Below are 16,881 nucleotides of genomic sequence, written 5' to 3'. Positions count from 1 at the left end.
CACAATGATGTCGATCAGGGAGTTCCGCCGCCGTCTGGCAATGGCGATGACATGGGCGGCCGCCGCGCTGGCGGCGCTCATCGCGGCCATGCCGCAGGACGCGTCCGCGCAGATTGCGGCATTGCCGACGGAGAACCCGGCAATGTCGGCGGCCTCGTCGGCCAGGACGCCGGCCGATTGCGCCCTGATCCGCGACAACGATGCGCGTCTGGCTTGTTATGACCGCCTGAACGGCCGGGCCCCCGACGCGCCGCCGCCCTCCGCGGCGGCCCAGGTCCGGCTCCAGCCGGTGCCGGCCGCCTTGCCGGTGGCCGCCGCGGCGAGTTCGCCGCGTGTGGACGATCCCTGCACGCGTCTGCCGGAGGCCTCCGGCAGCGCCCGCGACTACCTCGGCTCGACGCTGTCGGAGCGCTGGGAACTGTCCTGCCGCGACCAGATGCCGCGCTTCCTGCCGCGCCCCCACCGGCCGGTCTACCTGCTGCCGGTGTCGTGGACCTCGCGATCCAACCGGACCCCGGCGCCGTCCTCGTCGGAAAGCCCGGACAACGGCGTGGTCCAGGCGCTGGACCTGGACAAGAACGAGGCCAAGTTCCAGATCAGCCTGAAGTCCAAGATCTGGGCGCTCGACGATCACGGCACCCTGTCGGTGTGGGGCGCGTACACGCAGAACTCACGCTGGCAGATCTACAACGGGCGCGAGTCGCGACCGTTCCGCGAGACCAATTACGAGCCCGAGCTGATCGTGACCCACGGCACCGACGTCGAGCTGCCGTTCGGCTGGAAGGCCAGCATGGTGGGCCTGAGCCTGAACCACCAGTCCAACGGGCGGGCGGTGCCGCTGTCGCGCAGCTGGAACCGGGTGATCGGCGAGCTCAGCCTGGAGCGCGGCGAGACCACGGTGAGCCTGCGCCCCTGGTGGCGGATCCTCAACACCGGCAGCGACGACAACCCGGGCATCCAGGACTATGTCGGCCGCGGCGAGATGCTGGTGACGCAGAAGCTGGGCCGGCACGTCCTGGCCCTCACGGCGCGGCACAGCCTGAAGGGGGGCGATCGTTCGCGCGGATCGGCGCAGCTGGAGTGGGCCTTCCCGATCGGCGGCGGGCTGCACGGCTACCTGCAGCTGTTCAGTGGCTACGGGGAGAGCCTCATCGACTACAACTTCCGCGAGTCCCGGATCGGGCTGGGGGTGTCGGTCGTCGAGTGGCGCTGATGCCTCTTCCTGGGGCTTTGATTCGATGAATATGGCGCACAGGTCGGGGCAGTCCCCATCGTCAGCCCGGTGCGGCTGGACTAGGCTGCGCGGATGTCCGCATTCATCGACACCTGCGTGATCTGGGTCGTGGTCTACCGCCTGGACGGGCGCGACCGCCAATGGGTCCGTGCGCTACCGCCCACGACGGAGGCGCAGGTGCGCGCGCTGCTGCTGGAGGAGCTCGACGAGCTCTACGGCGCGCGTTCGGAACTGGTCTCGCTGCGGCGGGCCGAAGACGCCGAACGCGCCACGCTCATGGCCGGCGGGCTGCCGATGTGCCCGGTCGCCACCCCGCCGGGACCCGCGTCGGGCTGAACCGGCGGCCCTCGGGCGATCGATGATCGCCCGCCGCGGTGGCGGCGAAACCACAGACCCGGGCGTCCTTCCGGCGCCGTCACGGTTTCATGTCGGTTTCATCGCGGTTACGGCCCCCGGCCCGAAGGCATCACGCGAGAATTCCGCGCGTCGTGTCCACCGCTGTCAGCGGCGGCGCGGGACCTCCCTGCCGCCGCCGTCCATGTCGTCCCCCTCGTCCCATTCGTCCCAGTCGCCTCCCACGCCGTCGCCCCGCCTGTTCGCACTGGCCTGGCCGCTGTTCCTCGAGCTCTGCCTGGGCATCGCCATCGGGGTGATCGGGACGATGCTGGCGGCGCGGATCTCCGATCCCGCCGGCGCCGCATTCGCCCTGGCCAACCAGCTGGCGGCGACGCTGTTCATCCTGTTCCGCATCATCGGCGCCGGCATCAGCGTGGTGATCACGCAGGCGCTGGGCGGAGGCCGTCGCGCGGTGGCCGATGCGACGGCGCGGGCGGCGCTCGGCGCGAGCACCTGGCTGGGCGGCGTCACGGCGCTGATGGCGCTGCTCTTCGCGGGGCCGCTGCTGCGATTGATGAATGCGCCGGCGGAGGTGCTGCCGTTGTCGCAGCCCTTCCTGATGGCGCTGGCGCCGGCCATGATGCTCGACGCCTGGAATGCCTCGATGGCGAGCGTGATGCGCGCCCACCTGCGCAGCCGCGACACCCTGATGGTGCTGGTGGCGATGCAGGTGGCGCAGCTGCTGCTGTCGATCACGTTGATGCCGCAGCTCGGCCTGCCGGGCTTCGCGGTGGCGCTGGCGGTGAGCCGGGCGTTCGGCCTCGGCCTGCACGTGTGGCTGTGGCGCGCGCGGCTGGACCTGCGGCCGAAGGCGTCGGACTGGTGGCGCCTGCCGCGCGCGGAGCTCGCCGGCGTGCTGCACATCGGCCTGCCGGGCGCGGCGGAGAACATCGCCTACCGGCTGGCCTACATGGTGAGCGTGGCGATCGCGGGGCACCTCGGCGCGTCGGCGCTGGCGGCGCACAGCTACACCTCGCAGCTGATGTACTTCGTGCTGCTGCCGGGCCTGGCGACGGGCTTCGCGGCGGAGATCGTCGTCGGCCACCTGATCGGCGCGGGGCAGCTGCACGAGGCGCACCGCCTGGTGCGACGCGCGCTCGCCCGCGGGCTGCTGATCAGCGTCGTGGTGGCGGCCGGTGCGGCGGCGGCTTCGCCGTGGCTGCTGCAGATGTTCACGCACGACCAGAAGATTCTCGCCAGCGCGGTGGTGCTGATGTGGATCACGGTGATCCTGGAGCCGGGGCGGACCTTCAACCTCGTCGTCATCAACGCGCTGCGCGCGGCGGGCGACGCGAAGTACCCGGTGATGGTGGGCGCGGGGTCGATGCTCCTCGTGCTGGCCGGCGGCAGCTGGCTGCTGGGCGAGGTGCTGGGACTCGGCCTGGTGGGCCTGTGGATCGCCTACGCCGCCGACGAGTGGATCCGCGGCCTGCTGATGTGGCGCCGCTGGGCGCGGCTGGGCTGGGTGCCGCAGGCGAGGGCGGTGCATCGGCGACTGCGTCTGGCGGCACGGGGCCACTGAGTCGCGACCGCCACCGTGGTGCCGGGATTTCGCGGCACTGAGCCCGGCGTTCGTCAGCGCAGCGCGGCGTGGATCCCGGTCTCACCGTCGGCGAAATTGACACTCCCGCGCGCGTGCCGATCGCGGCACTGAAAATTCTCAATGCCCATCGCCACTTGCCGCGCTGGCCCGGGGCTTGCTGCGTCTTGCGTGCCGGTCGCGCGCAGACGCGTCGGCGAGGAGCAGGGGGGTGACAACACGCCCCGCGGCGTTCGCCGGCAAGGTCGGCGGACCCGGCGGAGTCGAGGGGATCGTCATGCCCATGCTTGCCTCCTTCGTCCTCGCCGCAGCCGCGGCTTCGACGGCGATGCCGTCTTCCGCGCCGCCGTGCGCACCCGCCCGGCCCGAATTGCTGCGCGACGACGCGTCCGCCGCGAGCGGTCTGGACCGCTACACCGATCTCAGTCCCGACGTCCGGAGGCAGCTCGCCCAGCGCATCGCGGACCTCCGCGTCGACGACCTCGTCATGCTCGGCCGCGCCGGCGTCAGCGGGCAGTACCGCTATGACGACGAGATCCGCCACGCGCTGATCGGCGGCCAACTCTGCGACCGGCTCGATCTGTCCGCGTGGAAGGCCTCCGACGAGGCCAGCGCATTGGTGTTCTGCGAAGGCGACCACTGCGTGGCGATGACCGTCGACGGCCGCATGCTCGCGCGCCTGACGCGTCGCAAGCCCGATGCCTTCGACGCACTTGCGCAGGCGCTGCGTGTGCGCCCCGGGGGACCGCAGTCGGCGCTCGAGATGCCGCCGCCCGCCGCCGGGACCGCCAACGGCTGGGCGCGCCAGCGCGTGCTCGTGCAGATGCGCGCCGGCCTGGGCGACAAGGACCTCGACAAGATCCTCTCGCCGCATGGCGGCAAGGCGCGCCGCATCGGCCGCTCTTCGCTGGCGATCGTCGATCTGCCTCCCAATGCGTCGGAGACGGCCGTCGCGATGCTGCTCGCGCGCCATCCGCAGTTGAAGTCGGCCGAACTCGACATGCGCATCTCCCCGGCGATGACACCCAACGACCCCTACCTGGGCAGCGAGTGGCACCTCGCGCGGATCAACGCGCCGCTGGCCTGGGACAGCGCGCAGGGGGCCGGCATCAGGATCGCGATCCTGGATACCGGCGTCGACGCGACCCACCCCGACCTGGCCGGCCGCCTGGTCCCCGGCTGGAACTTCTATGACGGCAACGCCGACACCAGCGACGTGCACGGCCACGGCACCGCGGTGGCCGGTGCCGCGGCTGCGGCGATGAACAACGGCATCGGTGTCGCCGCCGTGGCCGGGCAGGCGTCGCTGATGCCGGTGCGCATCGCCGACGCCAACGCCTATGCGTACTGGAGCACCGTGGCCCAGGGCCTGAACTGGGCCGCGGACCAGGGTGCCCGCGTGGCCAACATCAGCTATGGCGGCGTCGCCGGCAGCGCCACCGTGCAGGGCGCCGCCGACGACATGCGCAGCAGGGGCGGGCTGGTGATCGTGTCCGCCGGCAACAACGGGATCGATGAGGGCCTCGCCCCCACGGCCAGCATGATTCCCGTCTCGGCCACCGACGAGACCGACAACCGCACGAGCTGGTCGAGCTACGGCGCCTTTGTCGCGATCGCCGCGCCGGGACAGAACATCTGGACCACCAACCGCGGCGGCGGCTACGGCGCGTGGTGGGGCACCTCGTTCGCGAGCCCGGTCGTCGCCGGCACCGTGGCGCTGCTGATGTCGGCCCGCCCGACGATGAGCGGTGGCGCGATCCAGAACGTGCTGTTCAGCACCGCCACGGATCTCGGTGCCGCCGGCCGCGATCCGTTCTACGGCTGGGGCCGCGTCAACGCCGGTGCCGCGATGCAGGCCGTTCTGGCCGCGCCGGCGCCCGACACGCAGCCGCCCGTCGTCTCGGTCGGCGCGCCGCTGCCCGGCGCGCTCGTCAGCGGGCTGGTCGCGGTGGACGCCGCCGCCGCCGACAACCAGGCCGTCGTGCGCGTCGATCTGCGCGTCAACGGCGCGGTCGTCGCCTCCGACACTTCGGCGCCCTATGGGTTCAGCTGGAACTCGGCGGCGGTGGCGAACGGCCCCGTCACGATCACCGCCACCGCGGTCGACGCGGCCGGCAACAGCGCCACCAGTGCGCCGGTGACCTTGACCGTCGCCAATGCGGCCCTGGCCGACACGGAGCCGCCGACGATCGCGATCACCAGGCCGGCCAGCAACAGCAAGGTCGCCGGCAATACCGTCACCATCTCGACGAGCGCCGCCGACAACGGTGGCGCGGCCGGCATCCGCCAGACGATCTACATCGACGGCGAACTGGTCGCCAGCGGCACCGGAACGAGCCTCAGCTACACCTGGAACGTCAAGAAGGCGTCGACGGGCGCGCACACGATCCAAGCGGTCGCCCGCGACGCGGCCGGCAACACCAGCGTGGCCACGACGACGGTCTCGAAGTAGGACGCACCACGAAAAAGGCCCGCCGAGGCGGGCCTTCCTTCAGTGCGCTGTGCTCAGCGGGAGAAGCTGGGCAGCCACGGCAACCGCGGCGTCCGGCGGCGCGCCAACCCGGCTGCCAGCGCGGCGGCCGCCAGCAGCGCCAGCGCGTTCGGTTCCGGCACGTTGCCGTTGCTGCCGCCCGCGCCACCACCGCCGCCGCCGCAGGCCCCGGTGCCCTGGATGCAGCCCTCGAACTCGATCGACCTGCCCAGGGTCCCCACGCCCTGGAACTTGATGGCGTAGGGGCTGGTGAAGCCGATGCCCTGCGTCATGAAGTTGTCGGACGCGTCGGTCGTCAGCGTGAGGTTGAAGGAGGACGACCCGCCCATGCCGAGGCCGTCGTTGATCGATCCGCCCGCGCACTGGTTGCCGGACAGCAGGCAGAGATCGATGTTCTGGAACGAGGGGAAGTTGACGTCGATGCCCGCCCCCCAGGCCGCCGAATTGGTGCTGGCTCCGGTCAGCGTCGGCGAGATCGCGGTGATGCCGAAGGCCATCAGCACGTTCTGGCCCGGGCCGCTTGAGTTGTTGGTGACGATGGTCGAGAAGGTCGCCGTCTGCGCCGACCAGGAGGTCAGCGTGAACTTGACCGTGGCGTTCAGCGTCGCCCCGTCCTGGGCGCCTGTGAACAGCAGCGTCGCCGTGCTGTTGAGGCTGTTGAACAGCACAGCCGCGGCCTGCGCCTGGCTGCAGAGGCTCAGCGCCGCCGCGGCGACGACCCAACGGATCCTTGTTGGTTTCATGACCGACCCCTTTCCGGGCAGTGCACGTGGCTTCTTGTTGGTCCCCCTGTGTCCGGGATACGCATAAGCCGGGCCAATGCGCCAAGTGCTTGATCCAGCGGCTGTTTCTGGCCAATGTGATAAAGATGCCGGTGAAACTGTAAAAAAGTGCGACACCGTACGGCACGCCGATTGCGCGGCCTGGATGGCCCGACAGGGCGGCGGGCGAGACGCTGGCGACCCCTATGATCCCGCCCGCGATGAACTACCTGCTCAAGCGCCTGGCCGTGCTGCTGCTGACGCTGCTGGCCGCCTCGGCGCTGATCTTCGGCGCGCTGGAATGGCTGCCCGGCAATGCCGCCCAATTGATCATGGGCCCCGAGGCGCCGCCCGAGGCCGTCGCCGCGCTTGCGCGTCAGTTGGGCCTGGACCAGCCCGCCTGGCACCGCTACGTCGACTGGCTCACCGGGCTCGTGCGCGGTGATCTCGGTCTGTCCTATGCCTACGGCGCGCCGGTCATGGATCTCCTCCTGGAGCGGCTCGCGCTGACGCTGCCGCTCGCGCTGATGGCGATGGCACTGACCGTCGTGCTGGCGCTGGCCGCCGGCTGGTGGGCCGCGAGCCAGCAGGGGCGTGCCGGCGATCACCTCGTGATGGGTCTGACCCAGCTCGGTCTGGCGGTGCCCAGCTTCTGGCTCGGCATGCTGCTGGTGCTGCTCTTCGCGGTGAAGCTGCAGTGGTTCGATGCCGGCGGCTTCCCCGGCTGGCGCGAGGACCTCGGCGGCGGCCTGTGGCCCGGCCTGCGCGCGCTGCTGCTGCCCGCCGCCGCGCTGGCGCTGGTGCAGGCAGCGATCCTGGCGCGCATCGCGCGCTCGGCGCTGCTCGACATCGTCCGCGAGGACTTCATGCGCAGCGCCCGCGCCAAGGGCCTGTCGCGCCGCGCGGCGCTGTGGCGCCACGGCCTGCGCCATGCGGCGATCCCGCTGCTGACCCTTGGCGGCCTGCAGTTCGCCAACCTGCTCGCCGGCACCATCGTCATCGAGAACGTCTTCACCCTGCCCGGACTCGGTCGGCTGATGGCGCAGGCCATCGCCAACCGCGACCTGATCGTCGTGCGCAACGGCGTCATGGGGCTCGCGGCGCTGGTGCTGCTCCTCAACTTCGCGATCGACCTGCTGCACGGCTGGATCGACCCGCGGCTGCGCACGAGGACCGAGGCATGAGGGCCGGGACATGAAACGCGCCGGATTCTTCGCGGGCATCATGCTCACCGCGCTGCTGCTCCTGACCGCGCTGCTGTCGCTGGCCTGGACCCCGTGGCCGCCCGAGCAGATCGACATGACCCGCCGGCTCGCGTCGCCGAGCCTCGCGCACTGGCTGGGCTGCGACCAGCTCGGCCGCGATGTGTTCAGCCGCCTGATGGCCGGCGCGCGCAGCGCCTGGCTGGTCGGCATCGTCGCCGTCGGCATCGGGCTGATCGCGGGCACGGCGCTGGGCCTGCTCGCGGCCGCGCGGCGCGGTCCGGTGGAGGCGCTCATCCTGCGCGGCGCCGACCTCGGCTACGCCTTCCCCGCGCTGCTGCTCGCGATCCTGCTGGCCGCCGCGCTCGGCCCCGGCATGACGGTCGCGATGGCGGCGATCGGGCTGCACGCGGTGCCCTCGTTCGCGCGACTGGTCAACGGCAGCGCCAAGAGCTGGTGGGCGCGCGATTTCGTGCTCGCCGCCCGCGTCGCCGGCCAGGGGCCGTGGTCGATCACGTGGCGTCATGTCTTGCCTCAGTTGCTCCCGCTGCTGATCGTGCAGGGCACGACCAGCTTCGCGCTCGCGATCCTGGCCGAGGCCGGCCTGTCCTACCTCGGCCTGGGCACCCAGCCGCCGCAGGCCAGTTGGGGCCGGCTGCTCGCCGAGGCCCAGACGCTGATGTTCGAAGCGCCGCAGCTGGCGCTCGCGCCCGGCGTCGCGATCACGCTGGCGGTGCTCGGGCTGAACCTGCTCGGCGACGGCCTGCGCGACCGGCTCGATCCGAAGGAGCAGCCGCGATAGAGCGCCCCGCTGCTCGAGATCCGCGATCTCCACGTGCATCTGCCGGGGCGCCGCGGCGAGCGTCTGCACGCGCTGCGCGGCATCGACCTGTCGCTGGCGCGCGGCGAGAGCCTCGCGCTGATCGGCGAGTCCGGCAGCGGCAAGACGTTGACGGCGCTCGCCGCGATGGGCCTGCTGCCCGAAGGCGCCGAAGTCACCGGACGGATCGCGCTCGACGGCCGCGAGCTTCTCACGCTTGATGAGGACGGCTGGTGCGGCCTGCGGGGCCGTCGCCTCGCGATGGTGTTCCAGGAGCCGCTGACGGCGTTGAATCCGCTCCAGCGCGTGCTGGCGCAGGTGACGGAGCCGATCCTCCTCCATCGGCTGCTGCCGGACCGCGCCTCCGCCCGCGAGCGCGCGATGACGCTGCTGACGCGCGTGGGTCTCGATCGAGCGCCAGGCGCGCGCCTACCCGCATCAACTGTCCGGCGGTCAGCGGCAGCGCGCGCTGATCGCGATGGCGCTCGCCGCGGAGCCCGACCTGCTGATCGCCGACGAGCCCACCACGGCGCTCGATGCGCGCCTGCGTGTGCAGGTGCTGGACCTGTTGCGCGACCTGGTGACCGAACGCGGCATGGGGCTGCTGCTGATCTCGCACGACCTGGCACTGACGGCGCGCCGCGTCGACCGCCTGGCGATCCTGTACGGCGGGCGCGTGATGGAGCAGGGCGCCGGGCCGGAGCTGCTCGACCACCCGCGCCATCCGTACACGCAGGCCCTGTGGGCCGCGCGGCCGCGGCTGGGGGCCGGGCGCGACCAGGCGCTCCATCCGCTCAAGGGGAACGTGCCGGCGCTGACGCAGCTCGGCGAGGGTTGCCCGTTCACGCCGCGCTGTCCCTTGGCGACGGCACGCTGCGCCGCGGAGCCTCCGCGCTTCGACGGCCGCCTGGCCTGCTGGGAGGTGACACCATGACCGGGCCGTCCTCGATGACGGTGCCTTCTCCGGCATCCCCGGTGAAGCCGCCACCCTCGGCGACCCCGTTGCTGCAGGTCGAGGGTCTTGGCCAGCGCTACGGCGGTCGGTCGGTCCTGCGCGACATCGACTTCACGCTGATGCCCGGCGAGTCGCTCGGTGTCATCGGCGAATCGGGGCGCGGGGAAGAGCACGCTGGCGCGGCTCGTCATGGCGCTGGAGCGCCCGCATCAGGGGCGCGTGTGGTGGGACGGGCAGGACGTGAACGCGATGGCGGCGCGCGATCGGCGCGCGCTGCGGCCGCGGGTGCAGATGGTGTTCCAGGATCCGTACGGTTCGCTCGATCCGCGCTGGCGCGTCGGACGCAGCGTGATGGAGCCGCTCCAGGCCTTGCCCATGAACGACGCCCAGCGCCGCGAGCGCGTGGCCGAGGTGCTGGCCGCCGTCGGGCTCGAGGCCGACGCCGCGCTGCGCTTCCCGCATCAGTTCTCCGGCGGCCAGCGCCAGCGGCTGGCGATCGCGCGGGCGCTGTCGACACGGCCTCGCCTGATCGTCGCGGACGAACCGCTGTCGGCGCTCGATGTCTCGGTGCAGGCGCAGATCCTGGCGCTGCTGCGCGAGCTGCAGCGACGCGACGGCATCAGCCTCGTCATCGTCAGCCACGACCTGCCGGCGATCGAGGTCCTGTGCGATCGCGCGCTGGTGCTGCGCGGCGGCGAGGCTGTCGAGCACGGACCCGCCGCGCGCGTCCTGGGCGAGCCGCGACACCCGTACACGCAGGACCTGCTCGCCGCTTTGGCATGATCCGCCGCCATGGACCCCCTCCTGGAGATTGCCCTGGACCGCCGCCGCTTTCATCTGCTGTCGCTCGGCGCCGCCGGCGCGACCCTCGGCGCTTCGTTGCCGGCGCTGGCGCAGGGCAGCGCCGCGCGTCCGCTCGTGCTCGGCATGACGCTCGAACCGCCGGGCCTGGATCCGACCACGGGTGCCGCCGCCGCGATCGGCGAGATCGTGCTCTACAACGTGATGGAGCCGCTGACCAAGGTCGCGGAGGACGGCTCGGCGCTGCCGCTGCTGGCACTGCGCTGGAACGTGTCGTCCGATCAGAAGCGCTGGACCTTCACGCTGCGACCGAACGTGCGCTTCCACAACGGCGAGCCGTTCGACGCGAAGGCGGTGAAGTTCAGCTTCGAGCGCGCGGGCGCGCCCAACAGCCTGAACAAGGACCGGCGCGTCTTCGAGAACATCGCCGCGATCGGCACGCCGGATCCGCTCACCGTGGTGCTGACGCTCAAGCATCCGGAACCTGAGCTGCCCGCACTGCTGGCCCAGTCGCCGGCGGTGATCGTCGAGCCGAAGAGCGCCGCGGGCAACGCGCAGAACCCGGTGGGCACCGGGCCTTATCGCGTCGCCCAATGGCAGCGCGGCGCGAGCCTGAGCGTCGTCGCCTGGCCGGGCTTCCGCGACGCGGCGGCGATCCGGATCCCGCGCGTGCAGTTCCGCTTCATCAGCGAGCCGGCCGCGCAGGTCGCGGCCCTGCTGGCGGGCGATGTCGACGTCTTCCCGCGCGTCGCCGCGGCACGCGCGATGACGCAGTTCAAGGCGCAGCCCAAGCGCTTCCAGGTGATCACCGCGTCCTCGCGTGCGAAGACCATCCTGGCGATCAATCACCAGCGCGCGCCGCTGAGCGACGTCCGCGTGCGTCGCGCGATCGCGATGGCCATCGACCGCAAGGCCGTCATCCAGGCAAGCGCCGACGGCTTCGGCGTGCCCATCGGCAGCTTCGTCACGCCGGACACGCCGGGCTACGTGGACTGCACCGCGATCAACGCCTACAACCCCGCCGCCGCGAAAGCGCTGCTGGCCGAGGCCAAGGCCACCGGGCTGTCGCTCTCGCTCAAGCTGCCGCCGGTGCCCTACGCGCGCCAGGGCGGCGAGTTGATCGCGGCGCAACTGGCGGCCGTCGGCATCACGGCAAGGATCGAGCAGATCGAATGGGCGCAGTGGCTGTCCAGCGTCTACGGCAGCAAGGCCTATGACCTGACGGTGATCTCGCATGTCGAGCCGCACGACTTCGGCAACTTCGCGCGGCCCGACTACTACTGGGGCTACCGCAGCGAACAGTTCAATGCGCTTTACGAACTCATGCAGAACGCGGCCGATCCGGCGCAGCGGATGAAGCGCTTCGGCGAGGCGCAGCGTCAGGTGGCGGAAGACGCCGTCGCCGCCTTCCTGTACCAGCCGCAATGGATCACCGTCGCGCGTGCCGGCCTGAAGGGCCTGTGGACACGCACCCCGCTGTTCGCGAACGACCTGTCGGCGTTGAGCTGGGCCTGATCCGCCTCGGCGCGAGCCCGGTGCGACGGCGTCCAGGCCGGAGGTCACACAAGCCCCCTGATGCAGGGACGGCGCCACAAAGGGCTGTGGTGCGAGCGCATCGGCCCCGGGAACCCAGTGGCGGCTCGTCGGTCGTCATCCACCGGCCATCCACCGAGAGGGCTTTTCCTCTACAGTGACGCCCCTCGACCGTGTAGCGTGCCCGGTTTGGGGAGGAGTCGGAGAGACGAATGCCGTTTGATTTGCCTGAGACCCTGCAGCCGTTCCTGCTGCCGCTGCTGATCGTGGTCCCGTTGGCCATCCTGATCATCATCATCACGGTGCGCCGCGGCGACTACCGTGACTTCGGCGCGCCGCCGCCGCCCGTGTCGCGACCGCAGCCGCCGGCGCCGACGGCCGCCACCGTTCCTCCGCCGGCGCCGGTCGCTCCGAGCGCCGCGCCGGAGCGCCTGCCGCTGCTGGTGGTCGACGATTCGGCCGTGGTGCGCGCCAAGCTGCTGAAGCTGTTCAGCGAGGCCGGCCATGAGGTGGTCGCCGCGCGTGACGGCGTCGAGGCGATGGAGCTGCTCGGCCAGACCCGCTTCGGCGTGCTGATCACCGACCTCGAGATGCCCAACATGGACGGCTTCGAGCTGATCAAGGCGGTGCAGGGGGCGCTGGCCACCGAGGACCTGCCCATGATCGCCATCACCGGCCACGAGGAGCTGCATGCGCGACTGCATCAGATCCAGGGGCTGTACGGCATGTTCCACAAGCCCTGGAACGACCGCGAGCTGATCAAGCGCGTCGAGGCGCTGTCCCACCTGCGCGCACCGGTCCGCCCATGAGCGTCGGTCGCTGGCTCAGGCGCGGCGCGATCACGCTCGCCGTGCTCGTGGCCATCGGCGCGGCCGGCGCGGCCTGGCACGTCTACAAGAAGCTGCCGGTGCGGGACGGCGAACTGCAGCTCTCGGGCCTGAGCGCGCCGGTCACCGTCCGCTACGACGAATGGGGCGTGCCCCACGTCGACGCGCGCAACGAAGACGACCTCTACCGCGCGCTCGGTTATCTGCATGCGCAGGACCGGCTGTTCCAGATGGAGATGCTGCGCCGGCTGTCGCGCGGCGAACTGGCGGAAGTGCTGGGCCCCAAGCTGGTCGAGACCGACCGGCTGTTCCGCACGCTCGGCATCCGGCAGCGCGCCGATGAACTGGCCGCGGCCTCGTCGGCGATCACCGCGCAACCGGGCGCGGTCCGGGCGCTGTACGCCTACCTGGACGGCATCAACCAATACCAGGCCACCCGGCCGGCGCCGCTGGAGTTCGAGATCCTCGGCATTCCCAAACGCCCGTTCACGGCGGCGGACACCTACAGCATCGCGGGGTACCTGGCCTACAGCTTCGCGGCGGCCTTCCGCACCGAGCCGGCGCTGACGGCGGTGCGGGATCAGCTCGGGCCCGACTACCTGCGCATCTTCGATCTCGCGTGGCGTCCGAAAGGCGCGCTGGAGCCGCAGGCGCTGAACGCGCCGGGAACTCCCCGCGCGCCGGACGGCGCGGACCGCCGCTTCGCCGACGTGGCGCCGGTGCTGGCGCGCCTGGCCGAGGTCAGCGGACGCGCGGCGGAACTCGCCGGCCTGCCGCAGTTCGAAGGCAGCAACGCCTGGGTCGTCTCGGGCAGCCGCACGGCCAGCGGCAAGCCGCTGCTGGCGGGCGATCCGCACATCGCGTATTCGACGCCGGCCGTGTGGTGGGAGGCGCATCTGCGCACGCCGCAGTTCGAGCTCTACGGGCATCACCTCGCGCTCAATCCGATGGCGCTGCTGGGCACAACCAGCGCTTCGGCTGGAGCCTGACGATGTTCCAGAACGACGACGTCGACCTGATCGCCGAGAAGGTCAACCCGGAGAATCCGAACGAGGTCTGGATCAAGGACCGCTGGGTGCCGATGACCTCGCGCCAGGAGGTGCTCAAGGTCAAGGGGCAGCCGGACCAGGTGCTGACGCTGCGCCGCTCGCCGCACGGACCGATCGTCAACGACGCGATCCCGGGCGACCGCGGCGAGCGCCCCGTCGCGATGTGGTGGGCCTTCCTGGAGACCGAGAACCCGGTGCTCGACGGCTTCTACAAGCTGGGCCGCGCGGACACGCTGGACCGGGCGCGCGAGGCCGTCAGCCTGATCCACGCCCCGGGCCTGAACGTCGTCTGGGCCAACGCGGCCGGCGACATCGCCTGGTGGGCCGCGGCGAAGCTGCCGATGCGGCCCGAGGGCGTGAATCCGACCTTCGTGCTCGACGGCGCGACGGAGGAGGCCGACAAGCCCGGCTTCCTGCCGTTCTCCGCGAATCCGCACGAGGAGAATCCGGCGCGCGGCTACATCGTGTCGGCCAACTTCCAGCCGCCGGGCGACACGCCGGTGCCGGGCTGACTACAACCTGGCCGAGCGGGGCATCCGCCTCGACGCGCTGCTGAACCAGGGCAAGCGCTGGGACATCCACAACAGCCAGGCGCTGCAGCTCGACGTGCAGACCGACTACGGCCCGCGCGGTGCTGCGGCCGATCATCCCGTTGCTGCGCGGCTCGGCCTCGGCCGAGGAGCAGTCGCTGGTCGAGGCGCTGGTGCGCTGGAACGGCGCCTACAAGGCCGACGCCGTGGCGCCGGTGCTGTTCCAGCAGTTCGCGGCGGAGCTGCTGCGCGCGGCGATGAAGGACGAGCTCGGTGACGCGCAGTTCGACAACCTGCGCCGCACGCGTGCGCTCGATCAGGCGCTGCCGAAGCTGACCGCGGACACCGACTCGCCGTGGTGGGACGACCGCTCGACACCGCAGCGCGAGACGCAGACCGACATCGTGCGTCGCGCCTGGAAGGCGGCGGTCGCGCACCTGACCATGACGCTCGGCGCCGACAGCACGAAGTGGCGTTGGGACAGCGTCCACACGCTGACGCACGAACACCCGCTGGGCAAGCAGAAGCCGCTCGACCGGGTGTTCAACGTCGGCCCGTTCCCGGTGCCCGGCGGGCACGAGGTGCCCAACAACCTCGCGCAGCGCAACGGCAGCGCGCCATGGGGCGTGGTCTACGGGCCGTCGACGCGACGCTTGATCGACTTCGCGCGGCCGCAGGAGGCGCTCGGCGTCAATCCGGTGGGCCAGAGCGGCGTCTGGCCCGATGCGCATTACAGCGATCAGGCTGAGCTGCTGGCCAAAGGCCAATACCGTCGCGAGTGGTTGAACGAGACGGACGTTCAGGCCCACTCTCGCGGGATGCTGATCCTGAAACCATGAACGCGATGCGAGTCGCCAAGTCGATCGCCGCGGCGATCGCGATATCGGGTGCGTGGGCCGCGATGCCGGTCCTCGCCGTCGAACTGCCGAAGCCGGCCGACCTTGGCCGGGAACTGGCTGCGCCAGCCGGCAAGGGCGTCGGCCCCGGAGGTCGACAAGGGCCCGGGCGGGAAGACGACGCGCAATGGCGCGGCGGTCACTGTGGCCGTTCTCGATCCCCATCTGATTCACGACGGCCGCATGCCCGAGGTGCGCTATGTCGGCTTCCCGGCGGAGGCCGTGCTGACGGCGGTGCTCGGCAAGGGATGGCGCGCGCCCGGCCAGGAGCTCGAGTTCCGCGCGCTGGACGGTTTCGTCTCGCGCATCCCGGTGGAACGCTTCGCGCAGCATCGCGCGTGGCTGGTCTACGCGCGTGCCGACGGGCAGCCGTTCCAGGTCGACAACCACCTGCAGGGCGAAAAGCAGGTGCCGCTCGGCCCGTTCTATCTGGTCTGGGACAACCGTTCGTCGAAAGCCTTGCAGGCCGAGGGCGGCGCCCTGTGGCCGTACCAGGTCGCGTCGGTGAGCGTGGGGCCGTCCTCCACGCGCGCGTTGTTGCCGGACGGCCTGGCGGCGAAGTACGCCGACGCGGCGGACCTGGCCCGCACGTACTGCTTGAGCTGCCACCGCATCCGCGGCTACGGCGGCGACAAGATGCCGCTGGACCTCGACGTGGTCGTCAAGGGCTACGACGCCGCGGCGTGGAAGCGCTGGCTGCTCGAGCCCGCCGCGGTGCGCCCCGGCACGACGATGCCGCCGCTGGTCGTCGAGAGGCCGGCGGACGAACGTGCCGCCATCGCGCAGCGGCTTTACGACTACCTGCAGGCGCTGCCCCCGCGCTGACGGACACGGCGACGCGCCGGCAACATGCCGACGACGAGCGGGACGCGCGGGATGCGCGTCGGTCGGCTCAGAACCAGGGCTTCGGCAATTTCTCGGTCTCGATCGCGCGCTGCAGCGCGGGGCGTTGCGCCATGCGTTCGAGGAAGGCGCCCAGCGCCGGGCGGTTGCGCGCCGGATCGGCGAAGTTGCGCGTCCAGCGGCAGAGCATGAACGCGAAGGCATCCAGCACCGAGTAGCGCTCGCCAAGCATGAAGGGGCCGCCATGTCGCTCGAACTCGGCGGCGAGCAGATCCAGCTGCGCACCGGCCCGGACCTGCGCCTGTGCCTTCACCTCGGCGCTGCCGGCGGTGTTGCCCGGCGCGACGAAACGATCGGGGTAGTAGTAGGCGATGACGGTGGGCTGCAGCGTGTTGGTCAGCCACATCAGCCACTTGTAGGCGTGCGCGCGCTGGGCGCTGCCGAGCGGCGGCATCAGGCCGGCGTCGGGGTGGGTGTCGGCGAGGTGCAGCAGGATCGCCGCGGTCTCGAACAGCACCAGGTCGTCCGCGCCTGCGCGCGTGTCGCGCATCGCGGGCAGCAGGCCGTTCGGGTTGATCGCGAGGAACGCGGGCGACTTGTGTTCGTCCTTGTCGCGGTCGACCAGCCGGAGCTGGAACGGAACGCCCAGTTCATGCAGGACAACGTGAGGCGCGAAGCTGGCGTTGCTGGGGAAGTAGTAGAGCTCGATCATGGCGTCGGGGTGGCGCGTGGCGGCGGCGTGAATGTCTCGTGAATCTCTCGTGGAGGTGTGCCATGACGGGGGAGGCGCCAGGCGGCGGGCATCATCGCCGATCCGGCGGCGGGTCCGGCCGCGACCCGGCGTGACGGCGTGCATGACGGCGTGCATGACGGCGTGCATGACGGTGTGCGCGGGGGCTTCGGAAGCAACGGTTCTTTACCCCGGCGAAACGCCCTCCCGTAGACGTGGCCGAGCGCTGCGGCGTTGAATAAGCCATCTGGACTTCCTGGGCGCCGTTGGACG

General features: G+C 71.3%; 14 protein-coding genes and 2 pseudogenes. 14 read left to right on the top strand and 2 right to left on the bottom strand.

Annotation, left to right across the window (positions count from 1 at the left end; translation table 11 throughout):
• Window positions 1–4 precede the first annotated feature (4 nt).
• The 4 genes from ACFJIX_RS06375 (at window position 5) to ACFJIX_RS06360 (ending at window position 5,622) form a co-directional block, all read left to right on the top strand.
• Window positions 5–1,213 (top strand): phospholipase A, encoded by a 1,209-nt coding sequence (locus tag ACFJIX_RS06375; protein WP_377158539.1) that lies wholly within the window; start codon window positions 5–7, stop codon window positions 1,211–1,213.
• Window positions 1,214–1,306: 93 nt separating this feature from the next.
• Window positions 1,307–1,570, top strand: a complete 264-nt coding sequence (locus ACFJIX_RS06370; RefSeq protein ID WP_377158538.1) for a hypothetical protein — start codon at window positions 1,307–1,309, stop codon at window positions 1,568–1,570.
• Window positions 1,571–1,772: 202 nt separating this feature from the next.
• Complete coding sequence (locus ACFJIX_RS06365; protein ID WP_377158537.1) at window positions 1,773–3,152, top strand: MATE family efflux transporter; 1,380 nt, start codon at window positions 1,773–1,775, stop codon at window positions 3,150–3,152.
• 229 nt (window positions 3,153–3,381) lie between these two features.
• Window positions 3,382–5,622: a S8 family serine peptidase gene (locus tag ACFJIX_RS06360; protein WP_377158535.1), complete on the top strand. Its 2,241-nt coding sequence runs from the start codon at window positions 3,382–3,384 to the stop codon at window positions 5,620–5,622.
• 53 nt (window positions 5,623–5,675) lie between these two features.
• Here the strand turns inward: ACFJIX_RS06360 and ACFJIX_RS06355 are convergent, their stop codons facing one another.
• Window positions 5,676–6,404: a cistern family PEP-CTERM protein gene (locus ACFJIX_RS06355; protein ID WP_377158534.1), complete on the bottom strand. Its 729-nt coding sequence runs from the start codon at window positions 6,402–6,404 to the stop codon at window positions 5,676–5,678.
• Window positions 6,405–6,628: 224 nt separating this feature from the next.
• Here ACFJIX_RS06355 and ACFJIX_RS06350 point away from each other — a divergent pair, with 224 nt between their 5' ends.
• The 10 genes and pseudogenes from ACFJIX_RS06350 to ACFJIX_RS06305 all read left to right on the top strand — a co-directional run bounded on the left by ACFJIX_RS06350 (window position 6,629) and on the right by ACFJIX_RS06305 (window position 15,860).
• Window positions 6,629–7,606 (top strand): ABC transporter permease, encoded by a 978-nt coding sequence (locus ACFJIX_RS06350; protein ID WP_377158532.1) that lies wholly within the window; start codon window positions 6,629–6,631, stop codon window positions 7,604–7,606.
• 10 nt (window positions 7,607–7,616) lie between these two features.
• Window positions 7,617–8,426, top strand: a complete 810-nt coding sequence (locus tag ACFJIX_RS06345) for an ABC transporter permease (RefSeq protein ID WP_377158530.1) — start codon at window positions 7,617–7,619, stop codon at window positions 8,424–8,426.
• Window positions 8,427–8,459: 33 nt separating this feature from the next.
• A pseudogene (locus ACFJIX_RS06340) lies at window positions 8,460–8,913 on the top strand (ATP-binding cassette domain-containing protein); the annotation flags it as partial.
• A 9-nt stretch (window positions 8,914–8,922) separates the two neighbouring features.
• Complete coding sequence (locus tag ACFJIX_RS06335) at window positions 8,923–9,378, top strand: oligopeptide/dipeptide ABC transporter ATP-binding protein (RefSeq protein WP_377161646.1); 456 nt, start codon at window positions 8,923–8,925, stop codon at window positions 9,376–9,378.
• A gap of 159 nt (window positions 9,379–9,537) precedes the next feature.
• Window positions 9,538–10,182, top strand: a complete 645-nt coding sequence (locus ACFJIX_RS06330) for an ABC transporter ATP-binding protein (protein ID WP_377158528.1) — start codon at window positions 9,538–9,540, stop codon at window positions 10,180–10,182.
• 9 nt (window positions 10,183–10,191) lie between these two features.
• Window positions 10,192–11,715 (top strand): ABC transporter substrate-binding protein, encoded by a 1,524-nt coding sequence (locus ACFJIX_RS06325; RefSeq protein ID WP_377158527.1) that lies wholly within the window; start codon window positions 10,192–10,194, stop codon window positions 11,713–11,715.
• 230 nt (window positions 11,716–11,945) lie between these two features.
• On the top strand, window positions 11,946–12,542 hold the full coding sequence (locus tag ACFJIX_RS06320) for a response regulator (protein WP_377158525.1): 597 nt from the start codon (window positions 11,946–11,948) through the stop codon (window positions 12,540–12,542).
• Window positions 12,539–14,121: pseudogene (locus ACFJIX_RS06315) on the top strand (penicillin acylase family protein). Before ACFJIX_RS06320 ends, ACFJIX_RS06315 begins: the two are co-directional and overlap by 4 nt.
• Before the next feature lie 119 nt (window positions 14,122–14,240).
• A complete protein-coding gene (locus ACFJIX_RS06310; protein ID WP_377158523.1) occupies window positions 14,241–14,978 on the top strand; it encodes a penicillin acylase family protein in 738 nt (245 codons plus the stop codon).
• 102 nt (window positions 14,979–15,080) lie between these two features.
• Entirely contained in the window at window positions 15,081–15,860 is a 780-nt protein-coding gene (locus ACFJIX_RS06305; protein ID WP_377158521.1) for a hypothetical protein, read from the top strand.
• A gap of 67 nt (window positions 15,861–15,927) precedes the next feature.
• On the opposite strand, the gene ACFJIX_RS06300 is transcribed toward ACFJIX_RS06305, so the two are convergent.
• Entirely contained in the window at window positions 15,928–16,590 is a 663-nt protein-coding gene (locus ACFJIX_RS06300; protein ID WP_377158520.1) for a glutathione S-transferase family protein, read from the bottom strand.
• Between the last annotated feature and the right edge of the window lie 291 nt (window positions 16,591–16,881).

It is taken from the genome of Roseateles sp. UC29_93, assembly GCF_042695725.1.
Taxonomy (GTDB): Bacteria; Pseudomonadota; Gammaproteobacteria; order Burkholderiales; family Burkholderiaceae_C; genus Roseateles; species Roseateles noduli_A.
Note: the sequence above shows the minus strand (reverse complement) of the source record. Positions and strands in the feature narration are given on the sequence as shown.

Excerpts from the sequence above, each read along its gene's own strand:
- ACFJIX_RS06375 (WP_377158539.1), top strand. The coding sequence starts at position 5 with ATGATGTCGATCAGGGAGTTCCGCCGCCGTCTGGCAATGGCGATGACA.
- ACFJIX_RS06370 (WP_377158538.1), top strand. The coding sequence starts at position 1,307 with ATGTCCGCATTCATCGACACCTGCGTGATCTGGGTCGTGGTCTACCGC.
- ACFJIX_RS06365 (WP_377158537.1), top strand. The coding sequence starts at position 1,773 with ATGTCGTCCCCCTCGTCCCATTCGTCCCAGTCGCCTCCCACGCCGTCG.
- ACFJIX_RS06355 (WP_377158534.1), bottom strand. The coding sequence starts at position 6,404 with ATGAAACCAACAAGGATCCGTTGGGTCGTCGCCGCGGCGGCGCTGAGC.
- ACFJIX_RS06350 (WP_377158532.1), top strand. The coding sequence starts at position 6,629 with ATGATCCCGCCCGCGATGAACTACCTGCTCAAGCGCCTGGCCGTGCTG.
- ACFJIX_RS06345 (WP_377158530.1), top strand. The coding sequence starts at position 7,617 with ATGAAACGCGCCGGATTCTTCGCGGGCATCATGCTCACCGCGCTGCTG.
- ACFJIX_RS06335 (WP_377161646.1), top strand. The coding sequence starts at position 8,923 with ATGGCGCTCGCCGCGGAGCCCGACCTGCTGATCGCCGACGAGCCCACC.
- ACFJIX_RS06325 (WP_377158527.1), top strand. The coding sequence starts at position 10,192 with ATGGACCCCCTCCTGGAGATTGCCCTGGACCGCCGCCGCTTTCATCTG.
- ACFJIX_RS06320 (WP_377158525.1), top strand. The coding sequence starts at position 11,946 with ATGCCGTTTGATTTGCCTGAGACCCTGCAGCCGTTCCTGCTGCCGCTG.
- ACFJIX_RS06300 (WP_377158520.1), bottom strand. The coding sequence starts at position 16,590 with ATGATCGAGCTCTACTACTTCCCCAGCAACGCCAGCTTCGCGCCTCAC.